The sequence below is a fragment of the Massilia sp. Masssp93 genome (genome assembly GCF_059491295.1).
On sequence record NZ_CP168502.1, the window covers coordinates 6,536,506 to 6,556,058 of the forward strand.

General features: G+C 69.0%; 16 protein-coding genes. 11 read left to right on the plus strand and 5 right to left on the minus strand.

Going from position 1 to position 19,553, the window contains the following annotated elements; all coding sequences use genetic code 11:
• The first annotated feature begins 74 nt into the window (after positions 1-74).
• Positions 75-1,700: a CehA/McbA family metallohydrolase gene (locus ACEN9Q_RS27370; protein ID WP_495626685.1), complete on the plus strand. Its 1,626-nt coding sequence runs from the start codon at positions 75-77 to the stop codon at positions 1,698-1,700.
• Here the strand turns inward: ACEN9Q_RS27370 and ACEN9Q_RS27375 are convergent.
• A complete protein-coding gene (locus tag ACEN9Q_RS27375) occupies positions 1,697-2,287 on the minus strand; it encodes a TMEM165/GDT1 family protein (RefSeq protein ID WP_495626686.1) in 591 nt (196 codons plus the stop codon). The two genes, ACEN9Q_RS27370 and ACEN9Q_RS27375, sit on opposite strands and share 4 nt — an antisense overlap.
• 138 nt (positions 2,288-2,425) lie before the next feature.
• Between ACEN9Q_RS27375 and ACEN9Q_RS27380 the strand changes: the two genes are divergently transcribed.
• Complete coding sequence (locus tag ACEN9Q_RS27380; protein WP_495626687.1) at positions 2,426-4,084, plus strand: serine hydrolase; 1,659 nt, start codon at positions 2,426-2,428, stop codon at positions 4,082-4,084.
• A 119-nt stretch (positions 4,085-4,203) separates the two neighbouring features.
• Here the strand turns inward: ACEN9Q_RS27380 and ACEN9Q_RS27385 are convergent, their stop codons facing one another.
• Positions 4,204-5,121 carry a hypothetical protein gene (locus ACEN9Q_RS27385; protein ID WP_495626688.1) on the minus strand — a complete coding sequence of 306 codons (918 nt, stop codon included), beginning with the start codon at positions 5,119-5,121 and terminating at the stop codon, positions 4,204-4,206.
• On the minus strand, positions 5,121-6,662 hold the full coding sequence (locus ACEN9Q_RS27390) for a S1C family serine protease (protein WP_495626689.1): 1,542 nt from the start codon (positions 6,660-6,662) through the stop codon (positions 5,121-5,123). The genes ACEN9Q_RS27385 and ACEN9Q_RS27390 overlap by 1 nt, the downstream gene beginning before the upstream one ends.
• Before the next feature lie 360 nt (positions 6,663-7,022).
• Between ACEN9Q_RS27390 and ACEN9Q_RS27395 the strand changes: the two genes are divergently transcribed.
• The 9 genes from ACEN9Q_RS27395 (at position 7,023) to ACEN9Q_RS27435 (ending at position 18,417) form a co-directional block, all read left to right on the plus strand.
• Positions 7,023-8,660, plus strand: coding sequence for a TldD/PmbA family protein (locus ACEN9Q_RS27395; protein WP_495626690.1), 1,638 nt, complete (start codon positions 7,023-7,025; stop codon positions 8,658-8,660).
• An 18-nt stretch (positions 8,661-8,678) separates the two neighbouring features.
• The gene (locus ACEN9Q_RS27400) at positions 8,679-10,016 is read left to right on the plus strand and encodes a TldD/PmbA family protein (RefSeq protein WP_495626691.1); all 1,338 of its coding nucleotides are present in this window, start codon (positions 8,679-8,681) and stop codon (positions 10,014-10,016) included.
• Between the two features lie 137 nt (positions 10,017-10,153).
• Positions 10,154-10,774, plus strand: coding sequence for a DUF4159 domain-containing protein (locus tag ACEN9Q_RS27405; protein ID WP_495626692.1), 621 nt, complete (start codon positions 10,154-10,156; stop codon positions 10,772-10,774).
• A gap of 3 nt (positions 10,775-10,777) precedes the next feature.
• On the plus strand, positions 10,778-11,773 hold the full coding sequence (locus ACEN9Q_RS27410; RefSeq protein ID WP_495626693.1) for an AAA family ATPase: 996 nt from the start codon (positions 10,778-10,780) through the stop codon (positions 11,771-11,773).
• A 3-nt stretch (positions 11,774-11,776) separates the two neighbouring features.
• On the plus strand, positions 11,777-12,664 hold the full coding sequence (locus ACEN9Q_RS27415; protein ID WP_495626694.1) for a DUF58 domain-containing protein: 888 nt from the start codon (positions 11,777-11,779) through the stop codon (positions 12,662-12,664).
• On the plus strand, positions 12,661-13,653 hold the full coding sequence (locus ACEN9Q_RS27420) for a BatA domain-containing protein (protein WP_495626695.1): 993 nt from the start codon (positions 12,661-12,663) through the stop codon (positions 13,651-13,653). The genes ACEN9Q_RS27415 and ACEN9Q_RS27420 overlap by 4 nt, the downstream gene beginning before the upstream one ends.
• A complete protein-coding gene (locus ACEN9Q_RS27425; RefSeq protein ID WP_495626696.1) occupies positions 13,637-15,622 on the plus strand; it encodes a hypothetical protein in 1,986 nt (661 codons plus the stop codon). The genes ACEN9Q_RS27420 and ACEN9Q_RS27425 overlap by 17 nt, the downstream gene beginning before the upstream one ends.
• The gene (locus ACEN9Q_RS27430) at positions 15,619-17,088 is read left to right on the plus strand and encodes a hypothetical protein (protein WP_495626697.1); all 1,470 of its coding nucleotides are present in this window, start codon (positions 15,619-15,621) and stop codon (positions 17,086-17,088) included. Before ACEN9Q_RS27425 ends, ACEN9Q_RS27430 begins: the two co-directional genes overlap by 4 nt.
• Before the next feature lie 264 nt (positions 17,089-17,352).
• On the plus strand, positions 17,353-18,417 hold the full coding sequence (locus ACEN9Q_RS27435; RefSeq protein WP_495626698.1) for an MBL fold metallo-hydrolase: 1,065 nt from the start codon (positions 17,353-17,355) through the stop codon (positions 18,415-18,417).
• Here ACEN9Q_RS27435 and ACEN9Q_RS27440 read toward each other — a convergent pair.
• Together ACEN9Q_RS27440 and ACEN9Q_RS27445 are read right to left on the minus strand one after the other, a co-directional pair.
• Positions 18,377-19,147: a spermine/spermidine synthase domain-containing protein gene (locus ACEN9Q_RS27440; RefSeq protein ID WP_056439831.1), complete on the minus strand. Its 771-nt coding sequence runs from the start codon at positions 19,145-19,147 to the stop codon at positions 18,377-18,379. The two genes, ACEN9Q_RS27435 and ACEN9Q_RS27440, sit on opposite strands and share 41 nt — an antisense overlap.
• On the minus strand, positions 19,147-19,515 hold the full coding sequence (locus ACEN9Q_RS27445) for an energy transducer TonB (protein ID WP_082547850.1): 369 nt from the start codon (positions 19,513-19,515) through the stop codon (positions 19,147-19,149). Before ACEN9Q_RS27445 ends, ACEN9Q_RS27440 begins: the two co-directional genes overlap by 1 nt.
• Between the last annotated feature and the right edge of the window lie 38 nt (positions 19,516-19,553).

Here is a 19,553-nt window from a genome sequence, read left to right on the forward strand (position 1 = left end):
AAATTAATATCTATCTGACAATTTTATGAGCCTTGGATCAAGGCGGAAATGCATGCAATTGCAAAAATTGCATCATGAAAACCTTAATCCCCACTCTTTCCCTGGTGCTGGCTGCGGCCGGCGTGTTCAACCCCGCGGCCGCCGCCACGCGCGAACACCGCGAATTCGAAGCGACCTTGCTGGCGCCGTACCGCGGCGACGCCGGCGCGCGCCCGGATGCGCGCGCGTTCGCGCTGTCGTTCGACTATCCCGGCCTGCGCGGACGCGTCCCCGTGACGTGGCGTGTGGACCTCGTCGCGCCGTCCGGCCGCCGCGTCGCGCAGTGGCACGGGCACCTGGCGCTGACCGGCAGGCCGGTCGATGTGGTCGTGCGCTGGACCGGCAGCCTGGCCGGCCGCCGGCCCGCGCCCGGCATCTATCACGTGCGCCTGCATGCCGCCGCCGGGGGCGAGACGGCCGACCAGTCCTGGGACATCGCCGTGGGCACGCTGCCGGCACCGGCGCTGCCGGCCTTTGCGCCGCTGGCGACGGGACATGCGCACATGATGGCCGCGCCGGCGCCGGGCGCGCTGCCGTACACGGTCTATTACGGCAACCTGCACAGCCAGACGCGCGACAGCGACGGCGGCGGCCCCGTCGCCACCTGCCACGGCGCGCAGGACCCGCAGACGGCGCCCTACGGCCCCGACGCCGCCTACCCGTACGCCCGCAACCACGGCCTGGACATCCTGATGGTCTCGGAGCACAACCACATGTACGACGGTTCGGACGGCACGAACCCGGACGCCGATCCCGTGAAAGCGAAGGCCATGTACCAGGCGGGCCTGAAAACGGCGCGCGACTACACCGGTGCGAATCCGGGCTTCCTGGCCTTGTACGGCATGGAGTGGGGCGTGATCGGCAACGGCGGCCACCTGAACATCTTCGACAGCGACGAGCTGCTCGGCTGGGAGAAGAACGCGAAGGGCGAGCTGATCGCCGACACGGAAACGGCCAAGAGCGACTACGCCGCGCTGTATGCGCTGATGCGCCAGCGCGGCCTGACGGGCCAGTTCAATCATCCGGCGTTGACGGGCCAGTTCGCCGTGAACGGCACGCCGCTTGCGTACACGGCGGACGGCGACGCCGTCATGGCCTTGTGCGAAGTGGTCAACAGCTCGGCGTTTTCCAGCAGCGAGAACGAAGGAGAAACCCGGCGCAGCAATTTCGAACAGGCCTGCAACAAGCTGCTGGAAGCGGGCTACCACGTCGCGTTCAGCAGCAACCAGGACAACCACTGCGCCAACTGGGGCGCGTCGTACAGCAACCGCAGCGCCGTCCTGATCCCGAACGGCGTGCCGCTTGATCGCGCCAGCTTTCTCGACGCCGTGCGCGCGCGCCGCGTGTTCGCCACGATGGACAAGGATGCGCAGGTGGTCTTCACCGCGAACGGACACCTGATGGGCGAGCGCTTCGACAACACGGGAGCGCTGCGCCTGCAGGTGGCGTACGCCAGCGCGTCCGACCGGCGGGCCGCGACGGTGGCGATCGTGGAAGGCGTCCCGGGCCGCAACGGCGACGTGAGCCAGCTGTCCGACAAGGCCGACGTCACGACCGTGCCGGCGCCCGGCGCGCATTTTTATTACGCGAAGGTGACGCAGGACGACGGCCGTGTGCTGTGGTCGGCGCCCGTGTGGATCACGCAGGCGGCGCAGCCTTAGAACCCGAGGTTGCGCCCCGCGCCGAGCAAGGTCGCGATGCCGAGTACCGCGAAGATGAGCGCGGCCAGGCCGTGCACGAGTTTCAGCGATCCCGGGTTGTCGTTGAGACGCGCGGCGATGCGGTCGCCGAAGTACACGGCCGGCACGTTCGCGATCATCATGCCGAGCGTCGTGCCGGCGACCACGGACACGGCGGCGCTGTAGCGCGCCGCCAGCGCGACGGTCGCGATCTGCGTCTTGTCGCCCATCTCGGCGACGAAGAACGCGATCGCGGTGGCGAGGAAGACGCCGAAGCGCGCCAGCGGGGGCGCGTCGTCATCGACTTCGTCCGGCACCATGATCCAGGCGGCCATGCCGAGGAAGGCGATGCCCAGCACCCAGCGCATGACGTCGGGGCCCAGCAGCCTGCCGACGAGGGCGCCGACGGCGGCCGCGAAGGCGTGGTTGGCGATCGTCGCGACGAGGATGCCGCAGACGATCGGCAAAGGGCGGCGGAAGCGCGCGGCGAGCAAAAAGGCCAGCAACTGCGTCTTGTCGCCGATTTCGGCGAGGGCGACGATGCCGGTGGATACGAGGAATGCGTCCATCTGGGAACCGCGGCGCAGCGCGGAAGGTCGAGCGGTGAAAGGCGGATCATAGCAGAGCCCCGGGCGAAAATGCTATCCTGCTCGGCGCTCCCGTCATCCGGGGTCAATCACCATTCGAGGAACCCAAGAGTGCAATCCATGAACCGCATCGCAGCAGCGATCCTGCTCGCTTTCTCCGGCGCCGCACTGGCGCAGGCGCCCGCCGTCCCCGCCGCCCCCGCCGCACCTCCCGCTTCCACCGCTTCCACCGCTTCCGCCGCCGCGTTCGACGCCGCCGCCGCCCTGAATGCGCACCTGGCGGACGACGTCGAACGCACCATGAAATCGTTCGACGTGCCCGGCATCGCGATCGCCGTCGTCAAGGACGGCAAGGTCGTGGCCACGCAAGGCTTCGGCGTGCGCAAGCTGGGCGCCCCCGGCAAGGTCGACGGCAAGACGTTGTTCGAGATCGCGTCGAACTCCAAGGCGTTCACGGCGGCCGCGCTGGCGATGCTCGTCGACGAAGGCAAGCTGGCGTGGGACGATCCGGTCACGAAGCACCTGCCGGACTTCCAGATGTACGACGCGTACGTCACGCACGAGATGACGGTGCGCGACCTGCTCACGCACCGCAGCGGCCTGGGTCTCGGCGCGGGCGACCTGCTGTGGTGGCCGACGACGAATTTCTCGACCGACGAAATCATCCACAAGCTGGGCTACATCCGCCCGGCCACGAGCTTCCGCAGCAGCTATGCGTACGACAACCTGCTGTACATCGTGGCCGGCAAGATCGTCGCGGCGAAGTCGGGCAAGACGTGGGGCGAGACGATCCACGAACGCATCCTCGCGCCGGTGGGCATGGCGTCGACGACGACGAGCCTTCTCGAGAACGCGGGCAATCCGGACGTGGCGAATGCCCACAGCAAGATCAACGACAAGATAGCGGCCGTGAAGGCGATGCCCGTGCCGAACGCGGTGGGCGCCGTCGGCATCAACACGAATGCCGAGGACATCGCGCGCTGGATGAACGTGCTGCTGGCCGGAGGCCGCGTCGGGATGGGCGCCGACGGCAAGGAAGTGCGGCTGTTCAGCGCGAAGCAGGCGCGCGAGATGTGGACGGCGCAGACGCCGATGCGCATCAGCGAACCCGATCCGAGGCTGGCCGGCACGCGCCCGAACTTCCTGGCCTACGGCCTCGGCTTCCAGCTGCGCGACTGGCAGGGCCGGCTCCTGGCCATGCACAGCGGTGCGCTGCAGGGCTTTTATTCGAAGGTGCTGCTGGTGCCGGAAGCGAAGATCGGCATCGCGATCCTGACCAATGCCGAAAGCGGCGGCGCGCTGAATGCGCTGCAGTACCAGCTGCTCGACCGCATGCTGAACCCGGCCGCCGGCACCGACTGGATCGGCGCGGTCAAGGCCGTCGAGGACGAGAAGCACGCGAAGGAACTGGCGCGCCTCGGCACGGCCGGCGCGGCGCGCGCGGCGAAGTCGCAACCGTCGCTGGCGCGCACGGCGTACGACGGCGACTACCAGGACCCGTGGTACGGCATCGCGACGATCAGGCACGTCGGCGGCAAACAGGTGTTGACGCTGTCGCGCACGCCCGACCTCACGGGCGAGCTGGAACACTACCAGCACGACACGTTCATCGTGCGCTGGAAGGAGCGCAACTTCAACGCGGACGCCTACGTGACGTTCGCGCTCAACCCGGACGGCAGCATCGAGCGCATGAAGATGCAGCCGATTTCCACCGAGACGGATTTCAGCTACGACTTCCAGGATTTGAACTTCACGCCGGTGAAGAAAAAATCCCCTTGATCCGTCGTTCCCGCGCAGGCGGGAACCTGATTTCGCGTGCGTGGCCGCGCAAAAACTTGGGCCCCTGCCTTCGCAGGGGCGACGTTATTAAAGCCGCGGGTCAGATTGAAAGCCGCACGTCAGATCGCCGGCACCGGCGAGAACCCGGAAATCGCCCGGTACTTGCCGTTGCCGTAGCGGAGCACCTGGCGCTGGTCGATCGCGGCCGGCGGCCCAGCGAACGCCTCGGCGCGGCTGATCGCGCCCTGGTAGTGGACGGTCAGGTCGCCGGGCTGGTCGTGCGTGGCGTCGATCGTCCAGCTGCCCTCGATCGCGTAGCAGTCGTGCGGCTCCGGCCCGCCGCCATCGTCGTGCGCGGCCGGATCCTGCGCGTGCGGCTTGATGAGCGGCGCCAGGCGGCGCTGGCAATCCGTCGCGCTGTCGACGTTGATGCCGGACAGCGCCAGCTCCACGGCCGGTTCGCGCCGGATCATGTCGCGGCCCACTTCGTACACGGCGAGCCAGGTGCCGCAATAGCCTTGCCAGCAGCTGCCGTATTCGACGGCCAAGGCCGGGTGCCGCGCGGCCAGCGCGACTTCGCGCACCGCGGCGGCGCCGGAAAAACCGCGCAGCGCGAAGATGCCCTGGCGTGCGCTCACGCCCCAGGTGCCGCGGCGCTGCTCGAACTGGTAGGCCGCCAGCGCCATCGGCGTCGCATGGACGGCGGTGGAGTGCCCGTCGTCGCCGGCCGGCACGAGGCCCGCGACGAGCGTCACGTGCGTCGCGTCCGTGCGCAGCACCAATTTCGGTTCGACGAGCACCCGGTTCGTGCCCGTGTTCCAGCCGGCGTAGATGCCATGCGCCATGCCGGGAAGGGGCGGCAGCGTGGCGCTGTGCACGCGCCCGGCCGCGCTGTCGCTCCAGCCGGGGAAGGCCAGCGCGGCCAGCTGGGCCGGCGTGGGCAGGGGCGACGCGCCCGCACCGAGACACAGGGCCGGCGCGCAGGCCGCCACCACGACCGCGCGGACCGCGCTGCGCCAGGAAGTCGCGCGCCCCATCAGATCTTCTTGCCGTTCCAGACGGCCATCATGTCGGGCGAGCCCTGCGAACGGATGCCGTTGTCCTGCAGGATGCCTTCGGTCGCGTCGACCATCGCCTTGCGCGGCAAGACCATCGTCTCGCCGATGCGCTGGTCGAAGCGCAGCACGACCAGGTCGTCCTTGAGGTCGCGCAGCAGGGCGACCAGGTGGCGCAGGCTGTGCACGGGCACGCCGTTGACGGATTCCACGACGGAGCCGAAGCGGTTGCTGTAGCCGGCGACGACCTTGTGCGGGAAGAACGGCGAGCTGACGACGACGAGTTCCTCGTGCTGCGCGTCCGGCTCGTCGCCGCGGCGCGTGACGAGCGGGCTGGCGTTGAAGCCGTAGGCGTTCTGCAGCTGGGCGTTGGCGGTGATGAAGGAGAGGTATTCGGCCGTGGCGCGCGAGAACACGATCGGGCCGTACACGAAGTACGACGGGTAGGTGCCTTCCAGCGGCGGGATCAGGAGGGGACGCGGGCCGCCGACGGGCACCTGCACCTGCATGGTCTTGCCGTCGCGGACGATGGTCAGCGGCACCTTGCCGTCCTTCGCGACCTGCTGCACGCGATACTGGAAGCGCACGCGCAGGTTCGGGCCCAGCTTGACCATGCCCTGGTCGTCGATCGGGTACTCGCCGATGCGCGTGATGACGTCCCATTCCTTCAGCGGATACGCGGCATCGCTGCGGTAGGGGCGGTGCACGACGACGCCGTCGACCGACTTGTCGAGCTTGAGGTATTGGCGCAGGACCGGATTTTCCAGGGTCTGGACGTCGTCCAGCAGCAGCGGCTTGCCGTCGTAGCGGCCGTCGGCCACGTCGCGCAGGAACAGTTCCACTTCCTCGTTGGGGATCACGTAGCCGATGTTCTGGGCGTTCGCCGCCACCGAGAACGCGAGGCCGACCATCTTGTCGCCATCGATCACGGGGCCACCGCTGTTGCCGGGGTTGATCGGCGCGTCGATCTGCACGCGCAGGCCCGCGCTGCCGTACCCGTAGTGGACGAATTCGACGCGCGAGACGATGCCCTTGGTGACGGACAGCGACGTGCCGCCGAGCGGGTAGCCGTACGCCATCACGGCCTCGCGCACGTCCGGCAGCACGCTCGCGCGCTTGACCGGATGGTGCTTGTCGAAGAACGATTCGTCATCCAGCTTCAGCAGGGCCAGGTCCATGCCGCGCGCGATCGCAACGACGGTGGCGCCGACCTTGTCGCCGTCCTGGCTCGCCTGCACCTGCACCTGGCTCGCGTAGCCGACCACGTGGGCGTTGGTCAGGATGCGCTTGCCCTCGATGACGACGCCCGATCCGGTGATGTCCTGCGGCGTGGCCTTGGTCCAGGGCTTGAACGGGTCCGGACGACGCAGCGTGCTGAAGATCTTGACCACCGAGTTCTCGACGGCAGGGGAAACGGACGGCGCGGCGGTCGGCGGGGCGGTGGCCTGGCTGATTTCCTGGGCGTGGAGCGTGCAGCCGGCCAGCGCGAGCGCGGCGGCCGCGGCGAGGCGGACGATCTTCATGGATTCCCTATTCCGGTATGCGAAATGTGACATGCAAGCGTTGCCGTCGCAATATACACGGTGAGTAACTGTAAAAATGCACGAAATGTCACGCGTAACCATTCCGTAATGTTGGCCATGCATATATGCGGTGTCCGGTCGCCGCTCGCGGACACCGGCCGGACAGCCGCGGACACCGCGAACGGCCGCAACGCCGCCAAATCCGCGGCCTCGTCCATGGCATGAAGATTGCCTGTATAAAACGTCAACTTGCTGCTAAGGTGGCTGCGCTTTTCCTCGCACCGCAGCAGTCAAAAAGAACGAGCGGGCCGCCATCCGGTCCGCAGTCAAAAAAAATGTTGTGTGATTTCAGGAGACCCCATGGAACGCCGTACCTTCCTTAAAATCGGTGCCGGCACCGCCGGCGCCATGCTGGTGCCCGTGTTCGGCAACGCCATCGCGGCCGAGGAGATGCTGACCTCGATGTCCGTCGCGGCCAAGAAGGCGCTGGCCGACACCGCGCTGAATGCCGCCACCAAGGCCGGCGCGAGTTATTGCGACGTGCGCATCGGCCGCTATTTGAACCAGTACGTCGTCACCCGCGACCTGAACGTCGAGAACGTGACGAACACGGAATCGGCCGGCGTCGGCGTGCGCGTGGTGTGCAATGGCGCGTACGGCTTCGCCGCCACCAACGACATGACGCCGGACGGCATCGCGGGCGCCGCGCGCCAGGCGGTGGCGATCGCGAAGGCGAACGCCAGGCTGCAGTCGGAACCGGTACGGCTGGCGCCCGTGAAGGGCGTGGGCGACGTGGCGTGGGCGACCCCGGTCGCCCGGGACTGGCGCACGGTGCCCATCAAGGACAAGGCCGAACTGTTGATCGCGGCGAACAAGGCGGGCATGGACGCCGGCGCGAGCTTCATGCAGTCGATGCTGTTCCAGGTACACCAGCAGAAGTACTTCGCGTCCACCGACGGTTCGTACATCGACCAGGACATCCAGCGCCTGTGGGCGCCGTTCTCCGCGACGGCGGTCGACAAGGCCAGCGGCAAGTTCCGCTCGCGGAATGGCCTGTCGGCGCCGGTCGGCATGGGTTACGAATACCTGGACGCCAGGCCCGAACACAAGCTCAAGGCGGCCGGCGGCGTCGCCACGCTGTACACGAAGTCCTATGACATCATCGAGGACGCGCGCGCCGCGGGCCGCGACGCCAGGCGCAAGCTGGCGGCAAAGTCGGTCACGCCTGGCAAGTACGACCTGATGCTGTCGCCCGAACACCTGTACCTGACGATCCACGAATCCGTCGGCCACCCGACCGAACTCGATCGCGTGCTGGGCTACGAGGCCAATTACGCCGGCACGAGCTTCGCCACGCTCGATAAATGGGAATCGAAGAAGTTCAACTACGGTTCGCCGCACGTGAACATCGTCGCCGACAAGACGACGCCGGGCTCGCTGGGCAACGTGGGATACGACGACGAAGGCGTCCGGACCAAGCGCTGGGACCTCATCAGGGACGGCATCCTCGTCAGCTACCAGGCCACGCGCGACCAGGCGCACATCATCGGCAAGACGGAATCGGACGGCTGCTCGTACGCGGACAGCTGGAGCAACGTGCAGTTCCAGCGCATGCCGAACGTCTCGCTGCAGGCCGGCAGCAAGAAGCTCACGCCGGACGAGATGGTCAAGGACATCAAGAAGGGCATCTATATCGTGGGCGACGGCTCGTTCTCGATCGACCAGCAGCGCTACAACTTCCAGTTCGGCGGCCAGCTGTTCTACGAGATCAACAACGGCAAGATCGGCCACATGCTGGAAGACGTGGCGTACCAGTCGAACACGCAGGACTTCTGGAATGCCTGCACGGCGGTCTGCGATGAGCGCGACTGGCGCATGGGCGGCTCCTTCTTCGACGGCAAGGGCCAGCCTCCGCAGATCAGCATCGTGTCGCACGGTTCATCGACCGCGCGCTTCAACGGCATCAACGTCATCAACACCGCCCGCAAGATCGGCTAAGGCAGGAGACCCCATACCATGACCATCCTGACCCAGGAACAAACCAAGCACATTTGCGACCGCGTCCTGTCCTTCTCGAAGGCGGACGAATGCATCGTTACCGTCGACGGCAGCCGCAACGGCAACATCCGCTTCGCGCGCAACCAGGTCTCCACGGCCGGCCTGGCGGACGACACGAACATCGCCGTGACGGTCGCCTTCGGCAAACGCCAGGGCACCGCCACCATCAACGAGTTCGACGACAAGTCGCTGGAAAAAGTCGTGCGCCGCGCCGAGGACCTGGCGCGCCTGGCGCCGGAAAATCCGGAATTCATGCCGGCCGTCGGCAAGCAGGACTACAAGGCGTCGCAGACCTTCAACGCCAGGACGGCCGCCATCGATCCGGAATTCCGCGCCCAGACGGCCGCGTATGCGATCGAAGCCTGCAAGAAGAACAAGCTCGTCGCCGCCGGCTTCTTCTCGGACGTCACGTCGTTCTCCAGCGTGGCCAACTCGAACAGCGTGTTCGGCCACCAGGAACAGACGGGCCTCGATTTCACCTGCACCGTGCGCACCGAAGACGGCCGCGGCTCCGGCTGGGTCAAGCGCTCGGCCACGGACGCCAACAAGTTCGACGCGCGCGAAGCGGCCGACGTCGCGATCGAAAAGGCGCTGCGTTCGGTCGACGCCAAAGCGCTGGAACCGGGCCGCTACACCGTGATCCTGGAACCGGCCGCCACGTCCGAGCTGCTCGGCTACATGCTGTCCGCCTTCGACGCGCGCGAGACGGACGAAGGCCGCAGCTTCCTGTCGAAGAAGGGCGGCGCCTCGCGCCTTGGCGACAAGCTGTTCGACCAGCAGGTGAACATCTGGGCCGACCCGTGGAACCCGGACGTGCCCGTGCTGCCGTGGGACACCGGGAACCTGATCGCGCGCCGGCGCATGGACCTGATCAAGGACGGCAAGGTCAACGCCCTGAACTACTCGCAGTACTGGGCGAAGAAGAAGGGCGTGCAGCCGACGGCCGCACCGGGCAACATCATCATGGCCGGTACCGGCAAGTCGACGGCGGAGCTGATCGCGAATACCAAGAAGGGCGTGCTCGTGACGCGCACGTGGTACATCCGCTCCGTCGACCCGCAGACCGTGCTGCTGACGGGCCTCACGCGCGACGGCACGTTCTACATCGAGAACGGCAAGATCAAGTATCCGATCAAGAACTTCCGCTTCAACGAGAGCCCCGTCACGATGCTCAACAACATCGACGAGATCGGCAAGCCGGTCGTCATCGCGGGCGACGAGGTGCCGTTCCAGATGCTGATTCCGCCGATGCGGGTACGCGATTTCAACTTCACGTCGCTGTCGGACGCCGTGTAATCGGAACGGCGCGTGCTGACGTAGGGTGGGCTCCCCGAGCCCACGCGAACATCAGCAATATGCAAACCACGTGTAATCGGAGCATCGAATGGAACGCCGTACCTTCTTCAACACGGGCCGCAGGATCGGCTGAGCGCATGGCGACGTACGATTTCTACTTCACGCGGCTGACCTACGAATCCGGCGATTGGGATGTGGACCAGCGCATGCCCAGCAACGTCCTGAACTCGCTCGTCGAGTACACGACCTTGCGGGTGGACACGGCCGAGCGCATCGTCGCGCTGTCGGACCCGAAGATGCTGGAAGCGCCGTTCTGCTACCTGGCCGGGCACAAGCTCGTGCAGTTCACGCCGGGCGAGCGGCGCAACTTCGAACGCTACGTGAAGGGCGGCGGCTTCGTGTTCGTGGACGACTGCAACCACGACATCGACGGCCTGTTCGCCAAATCGTTCGAGGCCGAGATGGCGCGCATCTTCGGCCCGAAGGCGCTGCATAAAGTCCCCAACGACCACCGCCTGTATTCCGCCTTTTTCCACTTCGACGGCCCGCCCAACACGGCCGTGGAGCTGAACGGCTGGGGCGACGATCTCGTGCACGAATACCTGCGCGCGATCGAGGTGAACGGCCGCATCGGGGTGCTGTACTCGAACAAGGATTACGGCTGCGAGTGGGACTACGACTTCCGCAACAAGCGCTGGCTCGCGGTCGACAACACCCGTTTTGCAGTGAACATCATTCAATACGCATTGGGAGCATGAGCTGTGGCAGAAGCGGCATGGACTGAGAACGAGATCGCCGACCTGGTGGCGAAAGTGAACGCGCTCAAGGAGAGCATGGGCCGCGTGATCGTCGGCCAGCGCGACGTGATCGACCTGCTCGTGACGTGCCTGCTGGGCGGCGGCCATGCGCTCGTCGAGGGCGTGCCTGGCCTCGGCAAGACGCTGCTCGTGAAGTCGCTGGCGCAGGCGACGGACATGCAGTTCCGGCGCGTGCAGTTCACGCCCGACCTGATGCCGTCCGATATCGTCGGCACCGAGATCCTGGAAGAAGACCCGGCCACGCGCCAGCGCGTGTTCCGCTTCCAGCGCGGCCCCGTGTTCACGCAGGTGCTGCTCGCCGACGAGATCAACCGCGCGCCGCCCAAGACCCAGTCGGCGCTGCTGGAAGCGATGCAGGAGCGCAGCGTGACGTTCGCCGGCCAGACGCATCGGCTGCCGCAGCCGTTCTTCGTGCTGGCCACGCAGAATCCGATCGAGCAGGCCGGCACGTACCCGCTGCCGGAGGCGCAGCTCGACCGCTTCCTGCTGCGCATCGACGTCGGCTACCCGACCGAGGACGAAGAGATGATGATGGTCGGCGCGACGACGCACGCGGGCCTGGCCGACGCCGTCCCGGCGCTGGACGTGGACACCCTGCTGCGCCTGCAGCAGCTCGTGCGCGACATCGAGATATCGGACGCGATGCTGCGCTATGCCACGCGCCTCGTACGCGCGACGCGGCCGGGCGACTCGCCCGTGGCGGCGATCCGCAAGCATATCGGCTGGGGCGCCGGCCCGCGCGCCGGCCAGGCCCTCGTGCTGGCGGCCAAGGCGCGCGCGCTGATGCGCGGCCGCCTCGCCGTCACGCGCGACGACGTCAAAGCCATGCTGCTGCCCGTGCTGGCGCACCGCGTGCTGCGTAATTTCGAGGCCGAGGCGGACGGCGTCGCCATCGCCGACATCCTCGCCGCCTTGTGCGCCGATGTCCAGGCAGGGTAAAACGTGCTGGCCGGTTCCGCGCTGATCGCGCACACGACGAACCTCGACCTCGTGGTACGCCATGTGCTGGCGGGGCTCGGGCACGGTATCCACGCGGGACGGGAGCGCGGCGCCGGCGTCGAGTTCTCGGAGTATCGTGCCTACGTGCCCGGCGACGAGTGGCGCCGCGTCGACTGGAAACTGCTGGCGCGTGCCGACCGGTACTTCGTGCGCGAGGCCGAGCGCGACAGCCACGTGGCCGTTTGGCTCGTGCTGGATGCGACGGCGTCGATGGCGGAGCCCAGCCGCGCCATCGACGGGCTGACGAAGCTGCAGTACGCGCGCGTGCTGCTGGCCTGCGTGGCCGCCGTCGCCCAGCGCCAGGGCGACGCGTTCGGCCTCGTCGTGTGCCACGGCGAGCGCGCCGACTTCCTGCCGGCCGCGCGCGGACCGCGCCAGCTGCAGCGCGTGCTGGCGCGCCTGAACGGCGTCGAGGCGGGCGGCGTGCTGCCCGGCGCCGACACCTTGCGCGCCAGCCTGCGCTTCGGCCGCGCGCCCGGCGTCGTGTGCGCCGCGAGCGATTTCCTCGACTGGCCGTCGGCGCTGTCGGACGCGCTGCTGCGCCTGCGCCGCATGCGCCATGACGTGCGCGCCCTGTGCCTGCACACGCAGGCGGAAGCGGATGCCGCGTTCGATCCGGCGCCGTCGTACCGCGACCCCGAGCACGGCGGCACCGTCCACCGTTTCGACCGCGACGTCTACGCGCGCAATCGCGCCGGCCACTTCGACGCCGTGACGCGGGAGTGCCGCCGGTACGACGTGCCGCTGATCCAGGCGTGCATCGAGCAGGCGCCGGGTGACGTCCTGCGTGCCTGGCTGCGCGCGCACGTGGCGGGAGTGCGGGCGGCATGATCCAGACGAGTTGGTGGTGGACGCTGCCGGTCGTGCTGCTGCCCATCCTGTGGCACCGCCGGAAGCGTGCGCAGACGAAGACGGCGCCGCTCGCCTCCGCGCGCTTCCTGCCGGACGCAACGCCGCAACAGCAGCGCGTGTGGCGCTGGCACGACGTGGTCCTGTTGCTGCTGCGCTGCCTGCTGCTCGTGACCCTGATCGCGCTGCTGGCCGACCTCGTGCTGGCGTGGCGCGGCGACACGGTGCTCGTGGTGCCGGGCACGCCGTCCGCCGTCGTCGCGCGCGAGGCCGCCGCCTTCAAGGATGCGCCGCGTATCGACCTGCCCGACCGCGACTTCGCCGCGTGGCTGCATGCGCACGAGCGCGAATTCGCACCGCGCGCGCGGCTGCTCGTCGTGGGCGACGCCGTCATGCCGGCCGTGCTGCCGCGCTTCCGCCACGCCGTCCTGCTGCGCACTTCCTCGATGCAGGCACCGCCGGCCGAGCGGCACGTCGCGGTATTCAGCGAGCGTCCGGATGCGTGGCGCCGGCTGTTCGCGGCGGCGGAAGGATCGTGGCATGTCGTCGTCGATGCCGTGCCGGGGCCGCGCACGGACGTCATCGTCTGGGATCGTCCGGACGCGCCGCCCGCCGGCCTGCGTGCGCCGCTGTGGTGGGTAGCGGATGCGGACGCGTTTCCCGAACTGGCCGGGGCCGCGAACATTGACGGCATGCGCTGGGCCGACAGCCCGCGCGGCCGCCTGTGGCAGGCTTTCGGCTGGCCGCCGCGCGATCCGGACGGCGCGCGCGCCCTGTTCGCCGCATGGCAGCGCCTGCACGTGGGGCCGCTGCCGTACACGGCGCCGGCGCAGGTGCTCGTTGCGGATGCCGCCGCGCCGGACGCAGGTTCGGCCAACGCGGCATCCGGCGCGCTGCGCCGCTGGCTGGGCCTCGCGCTCGTCGTGCTCTTTGCCCTGGAGAGGAGTGTGACCCATGCCCGGCGACCTTGACCTCGCGCGGCGCCTGGCGCGTGCCGCCATGCTGCGCCGGGCCGCCTTGTGGACAGTGGGCGCCGTGCCGTGGCTGCTGCTGCGCTCCGGTCCCGGCCTGCTGGCCTGGTCCGCGTTCTGCGCCTGGGACGGACTGCACCTGCAGCGCCGCGTGGCGCACGGCTGGGCGAACTGGATCGACGGCGCGGTGCCGGAGATGGAAGACAGCGCCGCGCTGCTGGCGCAGGAACCGGCAGGGGCCGTCGCGCAACTGCAGCGGCGGCGCCTCATCGCCCGCATCGATGCCGCGCTGACGCCGCGCCGGCTGCGTGCCATCGCCGCGGAACGCATTTCCCTCGGCCTGCCGTGGCTGGGCGCGAACCTGTTACTGGCCGGGCTGGCGTGGGGCGCCGCGCTGCTGCCGCATGCGGCCGGCACGCAAGCCGCCGCGGTCCGCGCCGCCGGCCGCCATGCGCCCGCGCCCGCGCCGCACGCGGGGCTGGTCGTCAAACTGGCCCCGCCGGCGTACACGGGCATGGCGCCGTCGTCGTCCGCCCCGCAGGATGTACAGGTGCCGGAACAGACGGCCGTCGAATGGTGCCTCGACGATCCGCGGGCGGCGGGCGAAACGATCGAACTCAGTGACGGCCAGACGCTGCACGCGGCCGGAGCATGCGCGCGCTGGACGGCGACGGAATCCATCTTCTGGCGCTGGCGCGGCACGCGCTATACGCTCAAGGTGATCCCGGACCAGCCACCGGAAATCGCCGTCACGCAGCCGAACGGGATGACGAAGGATCTGCCGCGCGATGCGCAGAACGCGGCCGTCGCGGTGACCGTCACCGACGACTACCGCGTCCGCCAGGCAACCCTGCACCTGACCCTCGCGCGCGGCAGCGGCGAGAACATCCGCTTCAGCGACCGCGAACTGCCGCTGCCCGCGTCGAGCGATCCGCGCCGGCGCAGCTGGAGCAGGAACTGGCTGCTGACGGAGCTCGGCATGGAGCCGGGCGACGAGTTGTATTTCTTTGTGCGCGCCGGCGACAACGCGGCCAAGCCGCACATGGTGCAGTCGCCCACGTACACGCTGCGCCTGCCCGTGCCGCCGTCGGCGCAGGACGACGAGACGACGGCGCTGCCCACGCTCGTCAAGTCGGAAAGCCTGCGCAGCCAGCGCCAGGTGATCATCGACACCGAGCAGCTGGTGGCGGACCTGCGCGTCAAAAAGTTGCGAGCGGACGAGGTGCGCGAGCGCAGCGAAGGCATCGCGTCCGACCAGGCCGCGCTGCGCCGCCGCTACGGCCAGTTCCTTGGCGAGGAGTCCACGCTGTTTGGCAAGGACGACGACCACGACGAGCACGGGGCACACGGCGGCAAGGTCGACGTGCTGCGCGAATTCGGCCATGCGCACGACCAGGCCGAGAACGCAACCCTGTTCGACGACGCGACGAAAAAGCTGCTGCGCCGCGCGCTGTCCGCGATGTGGGATGCGGAAAAGGCGCTGCGCGCCATCACGCCGAAGACGGCGCTGCCGCCCGAGTACAAGGCGCTGGACGCGATCAAGGAATTGCAGCAGGCGGAACGCATCTACCTGCATAAAACGGCGTTCGCCCCGCCGGCGATCAAGGAGGACAAGCGCATGAGCGGCGACATGGCGGGCAGCGCCAGCTACCAACGCGCCCAGTCCGAGGCCGGCGAAATCGTGCCGGAGAATGTGCGCGGCCTCGTGCAAGCGCTCGGCGGCGACGGCCCGCTGCCCGCGCTGTGGACGCGCACCGCGCACGACTGGGTACGCGCGCGCATCGGCGGCGACGAGCAGCGGCTCGCGGCGCAGCGCGCGATCCAGGACGTGGCCGACGGCAAGCCGGCCGCGCGCGCCCCGTTGGCGGCGTGGCTGCGCGGCGGGGTGGCGGATGCGCCCGTGCTGCTGCAGGCGCGGCCCGTCGTCGAGACGCCGTTCGTGCAGGCGTTGAAGGGAGACGGTCGATGACGACTGCCGTTGCCGCTGCCGTCATCGGCCTGCTGGCCGCGCTGGCGTATGCCGCGCGCCGGCGCTGGATCGACGCCGCGCTGGCGCTGGCCGCCGGCGTGGCGCTGGCGGGCACCGTCGGCGAATTCACCGTGCCCGTCGATGCCGGCGTGCGCACGTTGCGCCTGTCCGGCGACGGCCTGCGCGCGGCCGAATGGGACGATCTGCCGGCCAGGCCGCTCGATTGGCAACGACCGGACACGCCGGCCATCGGCCTCGACTTCCCATCTACGCTCGCGCTGGGCCGCGTGTTCACGCTGACCGTGCACCGCTCGTGGGCGGCGCCCGGGCGCCTGCAACTGTCGATGGCGAACGGCCAGGTGCTCGCGGAAGCGAAGGACGCCGGCGACCTTTCCGTGCAATGGCTGCCGCCCGTGGCCGAACGGCTGGTGCTGAAGGCGCGCCTGCTGGACGCGGCCGGCAAGGTCGTCGACGAAGGTCCGGTGCCGTTCACGGTGACGGCGCCGGCGCCGCTGCGGGTGCGCGGCCGGTTCGGCGCGCCATCGTTCGACCTGCGCGTGCTGGACGACCTGCTCGCGCACAGCCAGGCCGTCATCGACTGGCAGGTCGCGCTGGGCAAGGGTGTCGAACGTGCCGAGACGGCCCGTGCGGACATGGCGGCGCCGGACCTGGAAATCGTGGACGCGGCCTGGTTCGAACAGGCCGGCGCCGCCGCCCGCGGCGCGCTGCTGGCGCGCGTTGCGGATGGCACGCCGCTGCTCGTGCTGGGCACGAACGCCCGTGACGCCGCGGTGTGGACGAACAGCCTGCAACTGCCGCTGGCGCCGCAGCCGGCCAACCGGACGCTCGGGACGGCGCTGCCGATGGCATCGGCCGGGCTGAATCCGGACGCGGAGCGCGCCGGCGACTGGTCCGGTGCGGACGGCCTGTGGACGCGCGACTGGAAGCACGGCCGCATCGCCTGGCTGGGCGTGGGCGACTGGCACCGCTACGCGATCGCGCAGCCGCGCCAGCTGGCGCTGTGGTGGCAGGGGATATTCGACCGCCTGCGCGTGCAGCGCCGCGCGGACGTCGCCTGGCTGGCGCCGGACGAGATGCCGTTGCCGCATCAGCGCCTGGCCGTGTGCGCGCGCGGTGTGAGCGGGGAGGTGACCGTGGCGGCGCTGAAGCAGACGCTGTCCTGGCAGCGCCGCCCGGAGCGGGTGGACGCGTCCTGCGTGGCCGTGTGGCCGGCGGCCAGCGGCTGGCTGCACCTGCGGGCGCATGCGAGCGAGGGGCAAATCTATGTGTACGCGCCGGGCGACTGGCCGCTGTGGCAGCGCAGCGAGCGCCGCACCGCGACCGCGCACTACGCGGCGCGCACGCCGGTGGCGCGCAAGGCGGGCGCGCGGCCGCTGCCCGTGTGGCCGTTCGGCGTCGCGTTCGCGCTGGCGATGCTCGGGCTGTGGTGGCGGGAGCGGCGCTAGGGCGATGTGACTGACGGCGCAGCGCCCCGCAATAAAGTCCTCCGTTCCGGCGACAAAGTCCGTCGTTTCCGCATTAACGCCCGTCGTTCCCGCGCAGGCGGGAACCCAATTTCAACCAGCGTCGCCGTAACGCACATTAAATTTGGGCCCCCGCCTGCGCGGGGGCGACGTTCTGGTTGCGGGGGATCGATAAGTCCGACCACCCCGGCACGTTTGTCCGGAACGTGCGATGATCGATCGTCGATCCAACGAACCGCCACCGCCATGTCCGAACTCCCTGCCGCCACCGCCGCGCCCCGTCTCCCCGATGGCCGTTTCCGCAACGTCGTGCCGCGCCGCCGGCAAGGCATCGCCGAGATGCTGTCCCTGATCTGGAAGCTCGCGACCGCGAAGCCGAAGACGGCGGTGCCGGACCAGGCGCTGCCCGTACGCACGCTGACGACGGCCGACATCGAGTCCGCGCCCGACGCGAGCCTGTGGCGCCTGGGCCATTCGACCATGCTGTTCAAGCTGGATGGCCGCTACTGGCTCACGGACCCCGTGTTTTCCGAGCGCGCGGCGCCGGTGCAATGGGCGGGGCCGAAGCGCTTCCACGCGCCGCCGATCGGCATCGAGGCGCTGCCGCGGCTCGCCGGCGTGATCCTGTCGCACGACCATTACGACCACCTGGACCACGACAGCATCGTGCGCTTGATACCCAGGACCGATCTGTTCGTCGCGCCGCTCGGCGTGGGCGACCGCATCGTCGGCTGGGGCGCCGACCGCGCGAAGGTGCGCCAGCTCGACTGGTGGCAGACGACGGAAGTCGACGGCATGCGCCTGACGGCCGCGCCGTCGCGGCATTTCTCGGGCCGGGGCCTGCGCGACGGCGACCGCACGTTGTGGGTGTCGTGGGTGATCGAGGCGGGCGGCCTGCGCCTGTTCTTCAGCGGCGACACGGGCTATCACGACGATTTCAGGACCATCGGCGAGCGCTTTGGCCCGTTCGACGTGACGTTCCTCGAGAACGGCGCGTACAACACGATGTGGCCGGAAGTGCACATGCTGCCGGAACAGACGCTGCAGGCCCACCTCGACCTGCGCGGGCGCTGGATGGTGCCGGTCCATAACGGCACCTTCGACCTGGCGCTGCATCCGTGGTACGAACCGTTCGAGCGTATCCGCGGCCTCGCGCGCGCGGCCGGCGTGCAGGTGGCGACGCCGCTGATGGGCGAACGCCTGTCGCTGCTGCAGCCGCAGGAGGGCGGCGCGTGGTGGCACGAGGCGATGCCGGCGCCGGCGCCGGCGCTCAGCCCTGGTGATCGCGCATCCACTCCTTCAACCCGTTGACCCAGTTCTTGGCCGGCAGGTTGTAGCGCCGCTTGATGTCGCCGGCGCGCTCGTACAGCACGGCGAAATCGATCTGCGGCGCGTCCTTGAAGGCGATGACGACGATGTTGGCGTCGTGGACCTCGGGCAGCCAGACGACGGCGTCGAACGCGTCCTCCATCGCCTCCAGGTTCTTGTCGTAGTTGGAAAAATCGCCGAACACGTTGGCGGTCATGATGCCCCCGATCTTGAGGCAGGCGGCGCAGGCCGCGTAGAACTCGGGGGTGTCGAGCACGGGACCGCGCGCTTCCTCGTCGTACAGGTCGACCTGCAGCACGTCGACCGTGCCGTGGTTGGCAGGGTCCAGCACGAAGTCGAGGGCGTCCATCTCGCGCACGTCCAGGCGGTCGCCGTCGGGCGGCAGGCCGAAATGCTCGCGGCAGATGGCGATCACGTTCGGATTCAGTTCGACGGCCGTCACGCGCGCCTGCGCAAAGCGCTGGTGGCAGAACTTGGTCAGCGCGGCGCTGCCGAGGCCCAGCTGCACGATGCGGCGCGGGTCCGGCAGGAACAGCATCCACATCATCATCATCTGCACGTATTCGAGCTCGATCGCATCCGGCCGCGCCAGGCGCATCGCGCCCTGCACCCACGAGGTGCCGAGGTGCAGCGAGCGCACGCCCTCGAACTCGGTGATGGTGGCCGGCGGATGGCCGGGCCGGGAAAAGCGGGGATCCCTGGCGTTCGACATTACGGCAGCGACCAGGCGTATTGGACGGGTTGCCACGCCGCGACCGTGTGGCCGTTCTTCAGCGCGGGCTTGAAGCGGCACAGCCGGAGCGCGGCTTCGGCGGCCTGGTCGAGGATGGCGTAACCGCTCGACTTGAGCAGGCGCGATTCGCGCACGGTGCCGTCGCTGCCGACGAGGAAGGCCATCATCGACACGCCGCTCATGCGCGCCTGCAGCGCCGCGGGCGGATAGACGGGAGGCGCGCAGTCCTGGCCCGGCTGCTGCTGTTGCGGCGGCTGCGGCTGCGCGGCGGCCGTGCGCGTGGCCGGGGACTGGACGCAGCCGGCCAGCGCCAGCGCGGTCATGCAAAACAAGGGAAGTCGCATCATCCTTCGAATACTCCAAAGTCGACGAAACCCGGAGTATC